Origin of the sequence: Bacillus sp. FSL K6-0073 (assembly GCF_038006085.1) — a bacterium.
GTDB lineage: Bacteria > Bacillota > Bacilli > Bacillales > Bacillaceae_G > Bacillus_A > Bacillus_A cereus.
The window spans coordinates 1,039,768-1,056,774 of the sequence record NZ_JBBOUN010000001.1 but is presented as its reverse complement, the minus strand read 5'-3'; the positions used below and the strand labels follow the sequence as shown (position 1 = coordinate 1,056,774).

The following is a 17,007-nucleotide window of genomic DNA, read 5'->3' as shown; positions in this document are numbered from 1 at the left end:
TATTTGGATTTCATACGCTTTTTATTTCGCATTCGTTTGTATCATAATGAGGCACATATCATCTGATTGTTCTTTCTTCTGTTCTTCCTTATAAAACCCTTCTATCTCTTCTTCTAAATCTCCCCATTTTCTTTCTGTAAAAGCACGTAATTTCTCTTCAGACTCAAATTCATCATTTGCAATCGCTTCAAGAACACCATCTGTAAACAATATGATTTGAGCGTTCTTCTCAAAAGGTATAACTGTCTTTTTAACTTTTATTTCATCAAAAAATCCTACCGCGCAACTCCCGCGATTCAGTTCAACCATATTTGTTTCATCAACTAAAACGTATCCAGCAGGATGTCCTGCATTTACATATTCAATTGTTCTCTTTTCTGTATCCACTACTAAGTATATCGTTGTAAAATAATATGGAATATTGTCATTCTCATTATGTAAAAGAGTCATATATTTATTTAAGTCTTTAATGACGAGTTCTGGATCGATTAAAGATTTAATCGTTTCACGTAATACAGACGAAATAAACATACAAACTAATGAAGCAGATATACCATGTCCCATCACGTCTAATAATATAATACCGTAGCGGTTTTCATCGATTTTATACCAATAATACATATCTCCAGCTAGTTTGAATGAAGGTAAATAGCTTGCTTCAATTTTTATATGATTTTCTCTTAATGGGCTACTTAATAAATTTCTTTGTACTTGCGTAGCTAAATCTAGTTCATTCCGAAGATTTTCTTCTTGTTCTTTATGCCAATTTAATTCCGATTTCAAGCGTAACGCTACACGCATACGTGCTAATAGTTCAACTTTATTTATAGGTTTCGTAATATAATCCATTGCCCCCATATCAAGAGCTTCGGCCAATTTATTGGCATCCTCTAAAGCTGTAACAAAAATAATAGGGATATCTTTAAACTTCTCCTCTTTTTGTAATCGCCTACAAACTTCAAGTCCATCAATTTCAGGCATCATAATATCTAATAGTATTAAATCAATTTCATTATGCCTGGAAGAATCTTTTCCAAAATGTATGTATTCGAAGAGCTCTTGTGCAGAATTGAGTGATACAAGATCATGATATCCGGCTTGTTTTAAAATCTTCTCAATTACAAATATGTTAACCGGATTATCATCAACAATTAAAATGGACACAAGTTATTTCCCCTTTTCTTATTTAAAATGTAAATCTATTATCATTTTCTATTTTTCTAGTATTACATAATCAGTTACAAAATGAAAATTTCTTACTCAAACATATTTATACAACAAAAGAACAAACCCCTAGAAATAGGAATTTGTTCTTTCACTCTATAAATTTCTACTTTTAATTTAACACCATTGCTTTATCATTTAAAAGACGATCTAATTCTTCCATATGATTAGTTTCATCTGCAATCATATCTTCTAGTTTTACAACTAACTCTGTCATATTTAATTTCGCTGCCTGTTCTTTTCTCATTTCATAACGCTTAATTGTTTCATATTCTGATTGTCTAGCGGATTCTAACATTTCTCGAACATCTTCTACTTGTTTCACTGGTAAAGGGATTGTAGTAGGTGTACCACCTAACGTCTTAATTTTCTCCGCTAAATATAGGGCATGTCCTTGTTCATCACTAATTTCAGATTCAAAGAAAGGTTTTAACACTTGTCTATATATACCAGAAACTGTAGCTGCATTATGGTTATACATAATAATTGCTGAGTATTCTCCTGCTAAATCTTCATTCAATCCTTCGATTAGTTCTTTCACATCGTGTGACATTTTTATATCTCCTCCTATACTTAATAACTACCCCTTTTCTCATGTTTTAAACATAGCTCTTTAAAATTTTTATGTATCTAAAAACGCTGCTTGCTTCAATTTACTTATCGCTTGTCTTTTAATACGAGAAACGTGCATTTGTGAAATACCTAACCGTTCCCCTGTATCTTTTTGATTTAAATTTTCTCCAAATATATAATGAATAACACTCTTTTCTGTCTCATTTAATACGTTAAAAATATCCTTTAAAACGAGACGCCTTTCTGTCTCTTCATATCCTTGCTCTACTTCACCTACAGATTCAATCCTCGCTACCGAACTGCCATCAGATGAATTTTCAACTACATCATCTAAGGAAGATACACGATAATTATTTTTCGCATCCATAATTTCTAGCACTTCCTCTTCAGATAGTCCTAAATGATCTGCAATCTCTATAATCTTCGGTGAACGCTGCAAACGATCTGTTAGCTCCTCTATCGCAAGTTTAATCTTCCCGCCTAAATCTTTAATTCGCCTTGGAACGTGAATACCCCAAGTTTTATCACGTAAATATTTCTTTATTTCGCCTACTATTGTAGGTATTGCAAACGGCTCAAAAGCATTCCCTATCGAATAATCATACCTTCTTATTGCACCTAAGAGCCCTAACATTCCTACTTGTATAATATCTTCATGCATCGGCCCACCTTTTGAATAGCGATATGCAATGGAGTATACAAGATTTTTATAGTGATTAACCAATCTTTCCTGTGCTTCATCACATTGGTTTTGTTGGAAGTCTGCAATTAGTTTAATAACGTCTTCTTTAGTAAGATTTGTAGGTTGAGATTGGATTTCCATCATTCTCCACCTGCTCTCTTTGTATATATTTTGTCATTAAAACTGTCATGCCCTCATCATGCATAATTTGTATATCATCCATTAACGTATTGATTAAATATAAACCTAAACCATTTTCTGGCAAATGTTCTACTGGTTTATTAATATCATACGGACCAACTTTACTTTTTAAACTATTAAAATCAAAGCTAACTCCATTATCCGCAGCCATAATTTCTAATCGATCTTCATATAAGCCAAAGACAATTGTAATTTCTCCAACGTCTTCTTTATATGCATGTTGTACAATGTTTGTACATGCTTCACTAATAGCAATTTTCATATCTTCTATATCGTCATAAGCAAAGCCCATTCGATTCGCAACACCAGCCATTGTTAAACGAATAATAGCCACATATTCTGCTTTTGCAGGAATTTTCATTTCTATCTTTTCAAATCTCTCCATCATCCCTAGTCACCTTCTTTCTACTTTTTCAAAATCGGAATTCAAATTTAATATTTCTGTTAGTCCTGTGATATCGAATAATCTTTTTAGTCTTTTAGATACACCAATAAACTCTAGCTTTCCATCATTTTTCTTAATTGCTTTTAATAGAGCTATAAACACGCCTAAACCTGTACTATCCATATACTCTACCTCAGTAAAATCTACTACAATATGAACCTCTTTTTCGCTTGCAATAGGCATAATCTTATTTTTCAAATCTGATGCCGTATATGCATCAATTTCACCATTAAGTTGTACTGTATAACCTACATCATTTTGCAAAATATTTATTGCCAAATTCATCATTTCCGCCCCCTTATCTCAAACTCTTACTATTTAATTACCCATAAAAATTAATTTTAAACATATTTTTTTATTTTCATTATAAATAAATTTTCTACACCTTTCTCGGCTTAACACTTAAATCGTACTAATAAATGTTTAAAACTTATAATTTTGTGTATGTATAATGTATAAACATTATTTTTAGGGGGATCTATCTATGGAAGAGCACAACTTTAAAAAGGGAGATTTTGTTCAATTTTCTTATCGACACGATCATGCTACAAAATTAGTTGGTTCCATTATTAACATACTAACAAATACAATTGTAGTTGATATAGGTAATAGCGAGGACTTATCTCATATAGAACCGAGGCAGGTCGTAAGGATAAATAATTGTGAAAAAGTAACGATGGTTTAATACATAATGAACACTCCCCCACTTAGCAAAGCTTGAAGTGGGGGTTTCTAACGTTTCGACCTAACGGACGATTAACGTCAGGGGAGTTAACACATTAGCGAGCTGTTTCACGCCTAACCCCTCTATCCCATTTGTCCATGCATTTGGGATTACTTTTCGTAAAATGTTAGCCGCAGCATTTACATCTGCATTAATTAAAGTTTTATTTGCTGAACGATATATGCCGCGCTTTATTCGTTTTCCTGAAAAAGTTGTATTTTGGTCATTTTCTCCATACGTTGGAATGAAGTCGTTATCCAGAAAACTTGCTTTCGATGTATATGATTCTTCAGTTACAACAACTTGAATGCCTACAGCATTTGCTTTGTATGTAATCATTTGAATCAGTAAACTATGTAGGATATGACAAAACGATTGGTTATTTCTTTTTCCCATATTCATTTTTTGTTTCCAGCTTTTGTTTTGACCAATAACGATTTTACAAACTTCTTCTTCTTGAGCTAGTTTTACAATACGGTGACTAACTTTATGGAAGACGTCTTTTATTTTCAAGTAACGTTTTTGATGAAGTTTTTCTATCCTTTTAGAAGTAAAAGGTCCTTCATTCGTTTGTTTTCCATTTCTAAGAATGCTTGTAAAATGACTCTTCATTTTATTGTAATATTGATTTATGCTTTTGATATGTTTGCCCTTAACAAGGACAGGTTTTATACCTGTGTTTGTTACGATGGTTGCAAGGTTACCAATACCTAAATCAATACTCATATAACGAGCATTCTCTTCAATCATTTGTTGTTCAGAAGGAACATCAATTACCAATTCCACTACATATTCATTGTATTTTGGAATCACACGAACTTGTTTCAGTTTACCTTCAGTGAAACCTAATTTCCCAATATTTAATTGCAATTTCGTCTTTGGAAACTTTAAAAATCTATCGTTTTTAATGATGCAATCTTGGTTTGTATACAGAATCTCTTTTTCAGAAGAACGAATATACTTTGGAATCCTAGGCATTCCAGCATATTTGTTTGGATTCTTTTTATAGTCTTTTAAACTAGCAAAAAAAGATTTCCAATTTTGGAACAAACCTTTCATGATTGACTGGCTACATTGCGTAGGCAAAGCTCGATAATCATTTTGAATCATAGCCTTAAATAGTGCATCTAGAAAGTTGTAATCTACATAAGGTTTTTCAAAATTAGGTTCTGAAAACAAATTACATGTAATCTCTTTCTGTTCTTCTTTAGGCTTTAATTTCTCTTTTTCCAATTTCTTCTGATAGGCAAGACGTTGTGTGTCATTCATCTTACCAATATTTTTATGAATATTATCCAGAACTTCTTTTTGCAAAGGCTGCAACTCTTTTTCTTGTGTTAATCCAGTGTACACCTGGCGTATATAAAAGTTTGTGGTGTTGTACATGTTCTTAGCGTTATGACAACATTCTTGAAAATAAGAATACATACGATGCCCTTTTTTAATCCAAATTTGAAGAGTTTTATAGTTTGACGGATTTTCCTTTGTCATTTTATTCACCTCCTTGTTAAGGATATTATAGCAAAAACAGAACGTATGTTTCTTTTATTTTCTTGAAAATAAAATATTTCTTTCGATTCACCTCACCACCTTCACTTACGTTTAGAAGTGGGAGTCCTCTCGAAAGGCATATGATAGAAAGTGTAATTTTAATAAGCGGGGGCCTTCATCCCCCGCTCATTTCTATGCAGATTACATAAAAAAACATCCAATTATTTTAATCGGATGCTTTTTTATGTATATTTATCAGTTCATTAACTTTATAGCTATATATAATAAACTTAAGATTACTATTTATTATCATACTTACGCTTTCCGCAGCATTCTAGAAACGAATGTAACGATTAAAATAAAGACGATTGCACCTAATAAAGCTGGAAGAATAAAGATGCCTCCCCATTCAGGACCCCAATGACCAAATAACGCACTACCTACCCAAGATCCGATTAATCCGGCAATCACGTTACCAACTATACCTAACGGAAAGTCTTTTCCTGTAATCATTCCAGCTAACGCACCAATAAGTCCACCTACAATACACGTAATAATAAGTCCCACAATTAAACCTCCTATATTCGTTTTATATTGGATTCATCAAGCTTTAGTATGTAACCAAAGCTTGATGAACATATATTATTCTTTATTATCCAATTCATCACTTATCTTTTGTTTCACTTTTCCGACTTTTTCTTTTATCGTTCCCTTCTTTTTTTCCCACTTCCCTTCATTTTTCAACTCTCTATCTTCTGTAACTTCACCAATTCCTTCTTTTACTTGTCCTTTTTTCTTTTCAACTTTACCTTTAACTTGTTCTTTTAGTCCGTTCTCACTCATATTTACAATCTCCTTTTCGTAATAGATTTATAGATTTACAGGATACAAATTTAAATAGAATACATGCATCTTCTTTCTTGTAACCATTCACCGACTCTTTCTAAATCCTTAACGAATAACAAGATTTTTCCTTCATCCAGCTTTTCTTCGTAGAAGTTCGCTTCTTCCTCATTAAGCCCTAACTCTTGCATCTTATTTCTTAACTGATCTCCCGTGTTTTGAAAGACGTTAATAATGCTTGTCCCAAGTCCCTCCTCTTTTATCCCAATTGTATTCACGTCTGCATTGTCTGCGATTCTATCTGTCCTCTCTTTCTCATGTGTTAATACGTAAATATCTTTTTGGTCTATCCCTTTCTTCACTAGATCATTCGCCGCATTCATGACCTCTTTCTCCGTAATAAATTCATATACAAAAGGTTTACTATACTTCGTTTCCATCTTTAACTTCCTCCTTTAAAATGAATTATTTATTATATTATATGTAGTACACCCATTTTCGAAATGTTAAACATAAAATATGAAAAAAGTTATGTGAATTTTGATTTTAATAGAGAATGAACATCATCATTTACCTCTTTAAAACATCTTCTCCTTACAATAACTACCTAAATTAACAGAAAATTGTTATAATTAAACTTGAGGAGGGATACTATGAAAAAAATCATATCTATATGCGCTCTAACCGCTTTATCTTTCACCTTAATAGGTTGTACAAGTACCTCGGCTACAGATAAAGCTTCACAAGTTAAGCAAGAACATACACAAAATACCTTTCAATTAAATTCCGCTAATATTACAGACATTGAAATACTGAAAACAACAAATCATACTACTTCCAAATCTCAAACAGACAACGAAAAAATGATACAACCTATCGTTTCAGCAGTCCAAAAAGGCACTCCTAAACAAATCACACTAGATCAAAAAAAGAGAGAATCTGCACATTCTACTATTACTGTTACATATAAAGATGACTCAAAAGAAGAATTTCTTGTGTGGGCTGATAATAAGGAGCAAATTACGATTGCTAAAGATGAGAAGAAAGATAAGGTAGAAGGTGTGATAGTGAATATTAAAGATGCTAAAATAATGAAGGATTTCTTTTAAAATTCTAGTTAACGTTAAAAAAAGTAGGATTACATCCTACTCTTTTTTTAATCATGCTCAATAAATAGACCTTTATAAAATCTATTTAAGGTCTAATTTTGCTAAATCATGTTGTAAAACATTGTTTCCTTCTTGTGGGTTAAATATGATTGCACTAAGACCAAAAACATTCGTAACAACATCTCTATCTTTCGGACGAATGATTCTTACTTCATAAGCAAAAAGTGCTGGAGGAAGAGCTGCTGAACGAAAAGTAACATATCGATTAGGTGGCAATGTTTGTGTTGAAGGGTCTATTAATGGTAACAATACCGGAGAACCTGATGACCAATCAAACATTTCAACTGTTACTCTACGAGTATCATCTGGATCAACATTCATAGCTTCAACAGTAAGAAATAACGTAGCGGAATGTCTACGTAATACACCCGTTGATAAAGTTTCATTGTGATGTTCAAAGCATTTTTTTGGAGGGTGACCACAGCCATAACTCATACCAATCCCCCCCCTTTCATTTATAATTAAGGACAAGTATTCCTTATAATATATAATGCTAGTATTCTTTTATTGAAAGGTATAAAAGCGGATTTCTATCTATATTTTTAGATATTTTATTTTTCATTTATTTGCTCTTAAAGAATAATATAGATTCTCCTATTTTGATTTTGCCTTTGAATTCCTTCTAAAAATAAATAAATCTATTTTAAAAAGGACCTGCTCCATTCATTCATAAAAGCATAAAGTAAATGGAATCCGTTAAAACACATGAGTGACCCCTTGGTTTTCCCCTCTTATTAAAAGGAGGAACTGTTATGGGCTTTGGTGGTAGTTGTGGCGGCTGTGGCTTCGCTGGAGGATTTGCTTTATTAGTTGTATTATTTATTTTATTAATCATCGTTGGAGCTGCTTGCTTCTGCTAAAAACTATCGAAAGGACACTCACGTGAGTGTCCTTTCTTCATGAAAAAAGCTCTACGCAATGTGCAGAGGTTCAAGTGTAACGAATACTTTAAAAATGTAGTATTACATTCCCCCCTCCAAAATGAACTTCGATGCTATAAATTTCGTTTAAGTGCAATCTTAATATTTTAGTTTAATAGCAATATGGTGAAACTTTATTCCAAACAATATTGCTATTGCACCAAAGTAAAACAAACTGGACAACCTAGATTTCAAAAGGAAGACACCTTAAAGGTTGTCTTTTCTTCATAAGTAAAAAAAGCCCGCCTATTTCCGTAGGCGGGCTTTATCTTTATTACACAATATGAAAGTATACTCTCTTTTTCTTTGAAATTTTATGTAATTATACATATTCATGAAAATAGAAGAAGTGAAATTGTACGTTTAGATACAGTTTGGCAACAAACTAACTGTTTTCTTGTGCATTAATAGACAACTACTGCAAGAGTTATAGTTTTTATGTTTTCTTGTGCATTAATAGACAACTACTGCAAGAGTTATAGTTTTTATGTTTTCATTTCCTTTTTGCATTTATCTTTTAATCAGACGAATGCTTTTTGTAGTACATAATAAAAAATATCCAGAAAAACTGTCACAAAATCTGTTTTTCTGGTTTCTCTATAATACAGGTATCAAATTGAAAGTGAGGTTTAAACAAACATGTTAACCATAGAAAATGAAGAAAGTCATACTTCTGATATAACCTTTGAAGATTTATTTAAGCAGTACTATGCTTACGCTGTGAAACAAATCATCTGGATTGTTAAAGATCAATCTATCGCTGAAGAGTTAGCACAAGAAGTATTTTTACAATTATATCGTAGTGATTGGAAAGGAATTGAAAACATACCTGGATGGTTGATTAAATCTTCTACTTATGTAGCCTATAACCATTTTCGATCTGAAAAAAGGCAGCAAGCGAAGATTGATAAAGAAATACAATACCATGAAGTACAAAATGTTTCATCATTAGACGATGATTGGATAAGAAAAGAAGAAATTACAAAGGTCCAAACGATACTAAATAAAATGAACGATCGAGAACGAACCCTTTTACTAATGAAATTCTCTGGTTTTCAATATAAAGAAATTGCAGAAATACTTCAAATTGAAATATCTTCTATTGGAACATTATTGGTCCGAGCCAAAATGAAATTTCGCAAGATTTATAAACAAATGGAGGAGGCATAACAAATGAAATGTTATGATATCGGATTTATTCAAACATATATTGATGGAGAACTTTCTCATGATATAAGAAAGGAATTTACAAAGCACCTAGATACATGTGAAGCATGCCAAGATTTATTAGTAGAAATCAATAGATTAAATCAATGGGAAAACGTAATGCTAGATGAAGAGTCTGCAAATTCACCACAAGAAATCAAAATTGATATAGAACAAGCATGGAAAACATTTGAAAGTCGTTCCAAGTCAGACAATGTTTCTAATATAAATTACAAAAAACAACAGAAGAAGGGACTCTTTACAAACATGAGTAAAAAATCAAAACGCTTCATTTATACAGCAGTAGCTGCAACAGCACTTTTCACAACAGCAATGATTCCACAAGTACAAGTGACGGCTACAAATGTTGCCTCATATTTTTCTGATGCAATTACAAATGATAAAGTTGTAAATGAAGGAATACAAGATGAAAATGGTGTCACACAAGATATGATGAAGAATGGTAAATATATTCCTATTGATGAAAAAATTACAGATCAAGGTATTACTGTGCACCTCAAAGAATTATATATATCAGATTTACGTATATCAGTTCATTATAGAATGGAAAAATCTGATGGAAGTTTAGTACCCTTTGAATTTGATACATCAGGATTAGAGCTCGAAAATGATGGTAAAATTAATGGGCAACAAGAGGAAAACCCTGAGATCAAAAATGAAGGAAGACTATCATTTATCGATGATTCAGATGATTATCTTCCTTTTGAACTTATGGCAGCAGGTAAAAAATTAAATGATATAGGTATTCGTGATAATGATAGACCCGAAGGTGTTTCTACATTTGTTATAGTTAATGAAGGAAGAGACGATTTTAAACAGCCCCTTACTTTAGATGTAAATATAACTAGAATTGGAAAAGTAGTTGGATCTTGGAAAGGTCAATTTCAAATTGATACTTCACATTTGAAAAATAATACGAATTAACATGAAAAAAAGAATAGAACAATATGTATCTAATTCTCAGTTTATATGTTTTCTTGTTTTCGTTACATTTATTTCTTATATAGTTTTTATTCTATCTTTTATTTATGATTTAAGTTTATAACCTTAAATCAATCATTTAAGACCATTACAAGAAAAAGATCTCTAAAAAAGTAGGGAAATAAATAGCCGATTTCTTAACATTTAAGGAATCGGTTATTTTGTATTTAAAATGCGTCTAGACGTACAATTTTCTTTTTTTGATATAGTGACCTCCAATACATCATTGTCCTTCTCTAATCTCATATCTATTTTAAGAAGAGTCATTTACAAATTCAAAAAAACCCTCAAAGCATCTACTTTAAGGGGATTTCTCCTATCATCTTCTCTCTTCATACAATCGATTTGCTTTATACGAGCAAACGAAAAACATACATGTCGCAACGGGGATAAATGTCAAAAAAAGTCCTCTCATTAATGCAAATGGCGTTTCAAATAAGAATGACCATAGAAATGATACACCTTGCTTATCCCATAATCCTGGCGTCAAGTATAGTTCTTTCGGATTTACAAAGGCTCCTAAATTCATTGTATTACTATACACAAATAAAAATAATATCGGCAAATAACAGATCGCTAATTCTAAAAATGTTTTAGATAGACGCTTATACTTCCCTGCTCGTGACATTGGATCTGAAAAAATGTCATCTTCACTTTCTTCATCTACCTTTTTAAAATATTGCGTACCTGACCACCGATTACCAGCTATATGCTCCCAGCCACTATCTTCAAATAATGTGCAGTAATTAATAAAATCACTTTTTCTACTAAATACTCTATGGTCTATTTTAATCGTCGCATCTTCCGGTTCTGTATATCTAAATGTATAACCAAATGTATTGCTTTCTAGTTGATAGCCTTTCCAAGCCATCTCCTCTAACCATTTTTCCTCTTTCTCAAAGTCTAAAAAGAATTTCAATCTCCACATCATCGTTTCCCCCTAACTATACGTGTAATAAACTTTTTGTAACCGCAATAATGTGCTGCATTCTCATAAAATCTAAATGCAATACTTCTTTCCCGCGTTCTGTAATGACATACACTTTTCTTCGTTTATCTTCACTTTTTACCGATTCTATTAACCCTTGTTTTAATAAATTTTCCACCGCACCATACAATGTACCCGCTGCGATTTTCACTTGATGATTACTCAGTTCCTCCACCTTTTGCATAATTAAATATCCATGAGCTGGCTCTAATAAAGCTAAAAGAACGTAATACGTTGTTTCCGTTAATGGTAAATTTTTATCTCTATTCATAAAGACCTCCAATGTAAAGATAACTATATAGCTAAACTATATAGTTAAACTGTATAGTTTGATTTTATACAGTTAGACTGTATATGTCAAATGTAGGAATAACTTTATAACCCAAAACAAAAACGCTACCTTTTTAAAAGATAGCGTTTTTGTTTTACCCTTGCTTATTCTTCGCCTTCATTTGCTCATCAAGAGAGTTTTTTTCAGTTTCTAACACACTCATATCACTTTTCAACTTTTGCGTTTTTGCAAAATGTTCATCTACTAATTTATTATATTCTTTCTCAGAGTACATTTTTTCACTAGTTGATGTCGTTTTCTCTTTCGTAACAACTACATTAATAATTACAAATAAAGCTATAATTCCTATTAACGCAGCGAAAATCTTCTTTTTATTCATGATTAATCCTCCAAAATGTAAAATTTCAAAAATTATCATAACAGACCAATTCCCTTTTACCTGTCATATTTTGTCGAATTAATACAATAAAAAAAGCATCTAAAACAGATGCTTTTTCTCATTCTTAATACGTAAACGTAATCGTCACTAAAGAATACCCTTCTTTCGCATTGTAAGGCTCCGCTTTATAAGAAACACGGTTGGACCCTTGCGGATAACCGATTTCTCCAATTGCCTTTTTCACATCTTGCAGTGCACCGTTCATTGATTGCTTATAAAGTACTTCTATCTTTTCTGGCTTTGCACTATAACGCTGCTGCATTTTATTTTTTAATTCAGTATAGTTATTTGCAATATATTCATTTCCTAGATAGTTTAACTTTGTATCTTTTAATATTTGCTGATATGCAGGCGTTTTCGTACTACCTGCCGCAATTTTGTTTGTCAGTGTACTATAATAATTTGTTGTAGCTTGCGGATAGTCTCCACGGTTCCACTCATGATTTCTTGCGATTTGTTCATCTGATAAATTGAAATACGAATACGTTACGCGGCCCTGCTCATCTGGAACCGGATCATCGAATGTTGTATCAAGGTGATACCATTTGTTTTCGATTTTCACTAAATTCCAAGCATGAGGTTGTCCGTCCCCAGTTCCTGTCACGAAATGATTTTCAATTCCTGCTTCTTTTAATAATTGATAAGTTAATAGTGCGTAACCTTGGCAAACCGCAGAACGATTTACAAGTGCTTCATATGCTGTATAAGCTTTATAAGACGTATCATAAGAAACATGCTTTACTACGTAATCATGAATCGCCTTCACTTTTTCGTGATCATCCATTCCAACTTGAGTGATAGAAGAAACGATTGCTTTCGCTTGTTTCATGACATATTCCGTCTGTTCTTTCGTTTCACGATATGTAATCTTAAGCGTAAACGTATAATTTCCAGGTGATCCAGAAAGCCCATATGAAACATTCGATCTATTATTATTTGTATACTCATTTTTACTTGCCACTTCTTTATATGCGTTAAAAAGTGTATTCATCACTTCGTTTGTATTATTATTTTTCGTTTTATATGGCAGTGTAATATTTGTCTCGTATGTATTAATACGCTTTTGTACTTCCTCTTTAAACGCTTTTAATAATGCCGCATCCCCTGTATCTTTCACATCAGCATTTTTATACTTCAAAGTTTTATATAAAAACTGCGCATACTGTTCACGTGTTACTGTGCCATACGGTTCAAAATTCCCGTTCCCTGTGCCATCTGCGATTCCATTTGACTGCACCGCACTAATTGCATTTTCTGCCCAAAATGGATTTGGAACATCCTTAAAGGTATGTTTTTGTTTTGCCGCAAGATGGAAAGCATTCGTAAGAATTTGTGCCATTTCCGCACGATTCACAGAAGCTTTCGGTCTAAATTGGCCATTTTCATCACCTTTAAAAACTCCTAAATTTGTTAAAGTTAATACCTCTTCTGGGAACATTGTAGAACTTTGATTAATATCACCGTAAGGATTTTTAAACGTAGATCCATCCTTTAATACGTAACGAGTTCCATCATTACTAAACGAACCGCCTTGTTTATTCGGTACTAACACTCGATAAATTAAAGCTGCAACTTGCTCCCTTGTCGCAACATCTCCAAAACCAAATATCCCATTTCCATAACCGGAAATAATATTCTTACTCGCTAAATCTTTAATCGCAGGATATGACCAATGTGATGTCGGCACATCAGAAAAAACACCCACTTCAGCAGCTTTTACATCGCTGCCATTTGTATATAACAACGCACCACCAATCAGTGATAATGATGTAATTGATTTTAATAGTTTTGTATACATAATGTCTTCTCCCAATACGCTCTCTATTTTTGTTGGTTTATGTCGAAAAATCTAAAAATATGACAAAATATATTATACAATTAAAAGTTTTTAAGGGATATATTAAATTTTAAAATATGCAAAAATTCATATTAATATATTTTTCCGTATTAATATTATGTTGTTTTTCTTTTGTATATATATAAGTAGTCAAACCAACACAAATAATAAAAAGACAGCTATCCGTAGATAACTGTCTTTTTATTGAATCCAATTTAATTATTTTGAAAATCTAGCATACCCCAAGAAATGCTTTTGAGTGTATGAACTATTTATCTTACTTTTAATTACACCTGTTGTTTCGTCAGCAGCATGAATATATTCACCATTTCCTAAATATATTCCTAAATGAGAAGGACCCGCTTTATATGTATTCTGTAAGAATACTAAATCTCCTGGTTGAGGATCACTTATTTTTGTAACCATTCCCCAATATCCAGCTACGCTTGTTCTTCCAATATTGTATCCATTATTTTTAAATACATAATAAATAAAACCGCTACAATCAAATGAATTAGGTCCACTATTTCCAAATACATATGGTTTTCCTAATTGTTTTAAAGCAAGGTCAACCACCCCAGAATTACCAGAATCTGTTTGGTTAAGATTAATCCACTTGTCGCCTTCCCATGTTTTAATCTTCAACCAGCCACTAGTTGTCCCATCTATTATTCTAAAATTCTGTGGACTATATAATGCTCCAGCGTTTGCTTTTGCTGAACTAAATGAAGGTTCATTATACGCATAGAATGATTTATTTATAAATCTTTCTTCTCCATCTAGATTCATCCATTTCTCGCCTTCCCATGTTTTAACCTTTAACCACCCACTAGTTGTCCCATCCACTACTCTAAAATTCTGTGGATTATATAATGCTCCAGCGTTTGCTTTTGCTGCATTAAATGAAGCTTCGTTATACGCATAGAATGATTTGTTTATGAATCTTTCTTCTCCATCTGGATTGATCCACTTATAACCTTCATAAGTACTTACTTTCATCCAGCCATTTTCTTTTCTTTCTACTACTCCCCAATTTTGTGGGTTAAATGGTGCTCCATAATTTGCTTTCTTTGCATTAAATGAAGGCTCATTATATGCATAAATCGTTTTGTTGACGGTAATTTGTTCAGCCGCAGGATTCATCCATTTTTCGCCTTCCCACGTCTTAAATTTAAGCCAACCATCTGTTGTTCCATCTACTATTCTAAATGTTTGTCGCCCGTACTTTGCTCCAGCATTCGCAACCTTTGATGAGAGAGAAGGTTCATCATATGCATAGAAATCTCCCATGACACGTTCTTCCCCATTTAAGTTAATCCAAACTGGACCTTCCCATGTTTCAATCTTCCACCAGCCATTATCTCTTTTTTCCACGACTCCTACATTTTGAGCGCCATACTCTGATCCGCCATTTGTTTTAGCTGAATTAAAAGATGGTTCCTTATACCCATAGAATGATTGATTCACATATTCTGAACTACTAGCAGCGTGAGTTACTATACTAAATGTAGAAATAGATAAAATGAGAATTAATAGCAATGATACGCCTTTTTTAAACATATAAATTTTTCACCTCTTCCTTTTTTTAACAGTATATTACCATAAGTACATTAACATAAATTTCTTTATTTATCTATAATTTACCATATTAATTGGTAAACAATTTAGATTATTATATTTCTTTTAAACCCTCTCTATTCAAGGCATAATTGGGTTCAATGTAATATGAAATACAAGATATGCAATATTGCATATCTTGTATTTTTTATATTAAATTATTAATCTATTCCTTTCTTATACATCAGTATCTAATTTTTGCTAGTTGCTCTTCTTTTTAAAATAACTATTTTGTTCACTTTTTTGATACATTTACGAAACATTTCTCTGTTATCTTCATTAAGTTCTTTTCTTTTTATAATGTCGTGCGAGATATACCAACATAGGAAGCCCTAGCCCCCTAATCCTAGGGCTTCTTTTTTAATAAGGATTTTATGCATTTTATTATTCCCACCAACTTTTAAATTTTATATTCAATATATAATTATATTTAGTTTAAAATATATCAATGAAACGTCACGTGTTTCAAATACAACATTTTTTGATGACCTTTAATACATAAAATGTTGTTATCAAGTCGGAGTAAAGCACCTTTGGGTGTCTTTTCTTTTGTACATTATATCCATTAGGGCTCATTTATTTTTTTACAAAACCCACCCTTTTGCTTCCAACGGCGACGAGGAGTGGTTTTTTTGTTATCTTTTTCTAAAATTTGTTTCCTAAAAACATACGCATAAACTTTACATACAATGTTTTTCACAAATACCTTTAGAAGTTCAAACAAAACTCCATTAGAGATAGTTTTATTAAATTTTTCACTACTAGCCGTAAAAATATCTTATAATCTCTATATAACAAATTAATGTATTAGGAGTAGATAAAATGCCAGTTACACTCGAACTTATTCTTTTCATTCTTATAGCAATTAGTGCTGTTGGCTATTTAATAAAAGAATTTCAAAAAACTAGGAAACGAACACTTGGAATTTCACTAGAATTTTTAGTTCTTTTCTGGTCAATATGGAGAATATCAACTCTCATAATCTAATTTATAAAACATGAATTCCTTCGAATGAAGTGAAACTCTAATCAGTGGGGGTTTTACGGGATAAATTTACCAGTATTTTTACCATAACATTCATGTTAAAATCCCTTGTGAGTACGACATAACTCGACCTTATGAAGCTCCGCAGCTTTTATCGCGGAGCTTTTTTTATTAAAATTAACGCTTTTGTTCACTTTTTTGATACATTTACGAAACATTCATATGTTACGTTATATAAGTCCTTTTTTAAATCTTATTCATTCTAGCAAAAAGTCCTAGTCCCCCTAGGGCTTTTTTGCATTCAAACAATGAGTTGTATTTTTTCTCAATAATCGAAACTACTTAACATAGTAAAATAATAATCGGACTG

19 protein-coding genes and 1 pseudogene are annotated in these 17,007 nt (G+C 32.1%); 5 read left to right on the top strand and 15 right to left on the bottom strand.

Going from position 1 to position 17,007, the window contains the following annotated elements:
* Positions 1–21 precede the first annotated feature (21 nt).
* The 5 genes from MHB52_RS05500 to rsbV all read right to left on the bottom strand — a co-directional run bounded on the left by MHB52_RS05500 (position 22) and on the right by rsbV (position 3,413).
* Positions 22–1,164 (bottom strand): fused response regulator/phosphatase, encoded by a 1,143-nt coding sequence (locus MHB52_RS05500; protein ID WP_061663651.1) that lies wholly within the window; start codon positions 1,162–1,164, stop codon positions 22–24.
* A gap of 172 nt (positions 1,165–1,336) precedes the next feature.
* Positions 1,337–1,777, bottom strand: coding sequence for a ferritin-like domain-containing protein (locus tag MHB52_RS05495; protein WP_000017753.1), 441 nt, complete (start codon positions 1,775–1,777; stop codon positions 1,337–1,339).
* A gap of 69 nt (positions 1,778–1,846) precedes the next feature.
* Entirely contained in the window at positions 1,847–2,623 is a 777-nt protein-coding gene (sigB, locus tag MHB52_RS05490; RefSeq protein ID WP_016117354.1) for an RNA polymerase sigma factor SigB, read from the bottom strand.
* Positions 2,586–3,068 carry an anti-sigma B factor RsbW gene (rsbW, locus tag MHB52_RS05485; RefSeq protein ID WP_000970580.1) on the bottom strand — a complete coding sequence of 161 codons (483 nt, stop codon included), beginning with the start codon at positions 3,066–3,068 and terminating at the stop codon, positions 2,586–2,588. Before rsbW ends, sigB begins: the two co-directional genes overlap by 38 nt.
* 6 nt (positions 3,069–3,074) lie before the next feature.
* Positions 3,075–3,413, bottom strand: a complete 339-nt coding sequence (rsbV, locus tag MHB52_RS05480) for an anti sigma b factor antagonist RsbV (RefSeq protein WP_001999229.1) — start codon at positions 3,411–3,413, stop codon at positions 3,075–3,077.
* A gap of 196 nt (positions 3,414–3,609) precedes the next feature.
* Here rsbV and MHB52_RS05475 point away from each other — a divergent pair, with 196 nt between their 5' ends.
* Complete coding sequence (locus MHB52_RS05475; RefSeq protein WP_000391008.1) at positions 3,610–3,810, top strand: hypothetical protein; 201 nt, start codon at positions 3,610–3,612, stop codon at positions 3,808–3,810.
* A 60-nt stretch (positions 3,811–3,870) separates the two neighbouring features.
* Here MHB52_RS05475 and MHB52_RS05470 read toward each other — a convergent pair whose 3' ends face one another.
* The 4 genes from MHB52_RS05470 to MHB52_RS05455 all read right to left on the bottom strand — a co-directional run bounded on the left by MHB52_RS05470 (position 3,871) and on the right by MHB52_RS05455 (position 6,623).
* Positions 3,871–5,340, bottom strand: coding sequence for an RNA-guided endonuclease InsQ/TnpB family protein (locus tag MHB52_RS05470; protein WP_061663652.1), 1,470 nt, complete (start codon positions 5,338–5,340; stop codon positions 3,871–3,873).
* Positions 5,341–5,655: 315 nt separating this feature from the next.
* Complete coding sequence (locus MHB52_RS05465; protein WP_016117352.1) at positions 5,656–5,907, bottom strand: GlsB/YeaQ/YmgE family stress response membrane protein; 252 nt, start codon at positions 5,905–5,907, stop codon at positions 5,656–5,658.
* 75 nt (positions 5,908–5,982) lie between these two features.
* Positions 5,983–6,183, bottom strand: coding sequence for a CsbD family protein (locus MHB52_RS05460; RefSeq protein WP_061663653.1), 201 nt, complete (start codon positions 6,181–6,183; stop codon positions 5,983–5,985).
* A gap of 50 nt (positions 6,184–6,233) precedes the next feature.
* Positions 6,234–6,623 carry a general stress protein gene (locus MHB52_RS05455; protein ID WP_000448812.1) on the bottom strand — a complete coding sequence of 130 codons (390 nt, stop codon included), beginning with the start codon at positions 6,621–6,623 and terminating at the stop codon, positions 6,234–6,236.
* Positions 6,624–6,836: 213 nt separating this feature from the next.
* On the opposite strand from MHB52_RS05455, the gene MHB52_RS05450 reads away from it, so the two are divergent.
* Positions 6,837–7,292, top strand: coding sequence for a hypothetical protein (locus MHB52_RS05450; RefSeq protein ID WP_061663654.1), 456 nt, complete (start codon positions 6,837–6,839; stop codon positions 7,290–7,292).
* Positions 7,293–7,373: 81 nt separating this feature from the next.
* Here MHB52_RS05450 and MHB52_RS05445 read toward each other — a convergent pair whose 3' ends face one another.
* Positions 7,374–7,787 (bottom strand): hypothetical protein, encoded by a 414-nt coding sequence (locus tag MHB52_RS05445; protein ID WP_061663655.1) that lies wholly within the window; start codon positions 7,785–7,787, stop codon positions 7,374–7,376.
* A gap of 317 nt (positions 7,788–8,104) precedes the next feature.
* Between MHB52_RS05445 and MHB52_RS05440 the strand changes: the two genes are divergently transcribed.
* From MHB52_RS05440 to MHB52_RS05430, 3 genes are all read left to right on the top strand, one after another.
* Positions 8,105–8,212, top strand: a complete 108-nt coding sequence (locus MHB52_RS05440) for a YjcZ family sporulation protein (protein WP_000505670.1) — start codon at positions 8,105–8,107, stop codon at positions 8,210–8,212.
* Positions 8,213–8,911: 699 nt separating this feature from the next.
* Positions 8,912–9,442: an RNA polymerase sigma factor SigX gene (locus MHB52_RS05435; protein ID WP_061663656.1), complete on the top strand. Its 531-nt coding sequence runs from the start codon at positions 8,912–8,914 to the stop codon at positions 9,440–9,442.
* 3 nt (positions 9,443–9,445) lie between these two features.
* On the top strand, positions 9,446–10,423 hold the full coding sequence (locus MHB52_RS05430; protein WP_061663657.1) for a DUF4179 domain-containing protein: 978 nt from the start codon (positions 9,446–9,448) through the stop codon (positions 10,421–10,423).
* Between the two features lie 376 nt (positions 10,424–10,799).
* Here the strand turns inward: MHB52_RS05430 and MHB52_RS05425 are convergent, their stop codons facing one another.
* From MHB52_RS05425 to MHB52_RS05405, 5 genes and pseudogenes are all read right to left on the bottom strand, one after another.
* Positions 10,800–11,411: a DUF2812 domain-containing protein gene (locus MHB52_RS05425; protein ID WP_001999228.1), complete on the bottom strand. Its 612-nt coding sequence runs from the start codon at positions 11,409–11,411 to the stop codon at positions 10,800–10,802.
* A 13-nt stretch (positions 11,412–11,424) separates the two neighbouring features.
* Positions 11,425–11,739: a PadR family transcriptional regulator gene (locus MHB52_RS05420; protein ID WP_001078063.1), complete on the bottom strand. Its 315-nt coding sequence runs from the start codon at positions 11,737–11,739 to the stop codon at positions 11,425–11,427.
* Positions 11,740–11,914: 175 nt separating this feature from the next.
* Positions 11,915–12,139 (bottom strand): annotated as a pseudogene (locus MHB52_RS05415) (hypothetical protein); the annotation flags it as partial.
* Between the two features lie 124 nt (positions 12,140–12,263).
* The gene (locus MHB52_RS05410) at positions 12,264–13,997 is read right to left on the bottom strand and encodes an S-layer homology domain-containing protein (RefSeq protein WP_061663658.1); all 1,734 of its coding nucleotides are present in this window, start codon (positions 13,995–13,997) and stop codon (positions 12,264–12,266) included.
* Between the two features lie 258 nt (positions 13,998–14,255).
* Positions 14,256–15,596 carry a C40 family peptidase gene (locus tag MHB52_RS05405; RefSeq protein WP_063263978.1) on the bottom strand — a complete coding sequence of 447 codons (1,341 nt, stop codon included), beginning with the start codon at positions 15,594–15,596 and terminating at the stop codon, positions 14,256–14,258.
* Between the last annotated feature and the right edge of the window lie 1,411 nt (positions 15,597–17,007).

Coding starts and splice junctions, on each gene's coding strand:
- MHB52_RS05495 (WP_000017753.1), bottom strand. CDS start 1,777: ATGTCACACGATGTGAAAGAACTAATCGAAGGATTGAATGAAGATTTA.
- sigB (WP_016117354.1), bottom strand. CDS start 2,623: ATGATGGAAATCCAATCTCAACCTACAAATCTTACTAAAGAAGACGTT.
- rsbW (WP_000970580.1), bottom strand. CDS start 3,068: ATGATGGAGAGATTTGAAAAGATAGAAATGAAAATTCCTGCAAAAGCA.
- rsbV (WP_001999229.1), bottom strand. CDS start 3,413: ATGATGAATTTGGCAATAAATATTTTGCAAAATGATGTAGGTTATACA.
- MHB52_RS05475 (WP_000391008.1), top strand. CDS start 3,610: ATGGAAGAGCACAACTTTAAAAAGGGAGATTTTGTTCAATTTTCTTAT.
- MHB52_RS05470 (WP_061663652.1), bottom strand. CDS start 5,340: ATGACAAAGGAAAATCCGTCAAACTATAAAACTCTTCAAATTTGGATT.
- MHB52_RS05460 (WP_061663653.1), bottom strand. CDS start 6,183: ATGAGTGAGAACGGACTAAAAGAACAAGTTAAAGGTAAAGTTGAAAAG.
- MHB52_RS05455 (WP_000448812.1), bottom strand. CDS start 6,623: ATGGAAACGAAGTATAGTAAACCTTTTGTATATGAATTTATTACGGAG.
- MHB52_RS05450 (WP_061663654.1), top strand. CDS start 6,837: ATGAAAAAAATCATATCTATATGCGCTCTAACCGCTTTATCTTTCACC.
- MHB52_RS05445 (WP_061663655.1), bottom strand. CDS start 7,787: ATGAGTTATGGCTGTGGTCACCCTCCAAAAAAATGCTTTGAACATCAC.
- MHB52_RS05440 (WP_000505670.1), top strand. CDS start 8,105: ATGGGCTTTGGTGGTAGTTGTGGCGGCTGTGGCTTCGCTGGAGGATTT.
- MHB52_RS05435 (WP_061663656.1), top strand. CDS start 8,912: ATGTTAACCATAGAAAATGAAGAAAGTCATACTTCTGATATAACCTTT.
- MHB52_RS05430 (WP_061663657.1), top strand. CDS start 9,446: ATGAAATGTTATGATATCGGATTTATTCAAACATATATTGATGGAGAA.
- MHB52_RS05425 (WP_001999228.1), bottom strand. CDS start 11,411: ATGATGTGGAGATTGAAATTCTTTTTAGACTTTGAGAAAGAGGAAAAA.
- MHB52_RS05420 (WP_001078063.1), bottom strand. CDS start 11,739: ATGAATAGAGATAAAAATTTACCATTAACGGAAACAACGTATTACGTT.
- MHB52_RS05410 (WP_061663658.1), bottom strand. CDS start 13,997: ATGTATACAAAACTATTAAAATCAATTACATCATTATCACTGATTGGT.
- MHB52_RS05405 (WP_063263978.1), bottom strand. CDS start 15,596: ATGTTTAAAAAAGGCGTATCATTGCTATTAATTCTCATTTTATCTATT.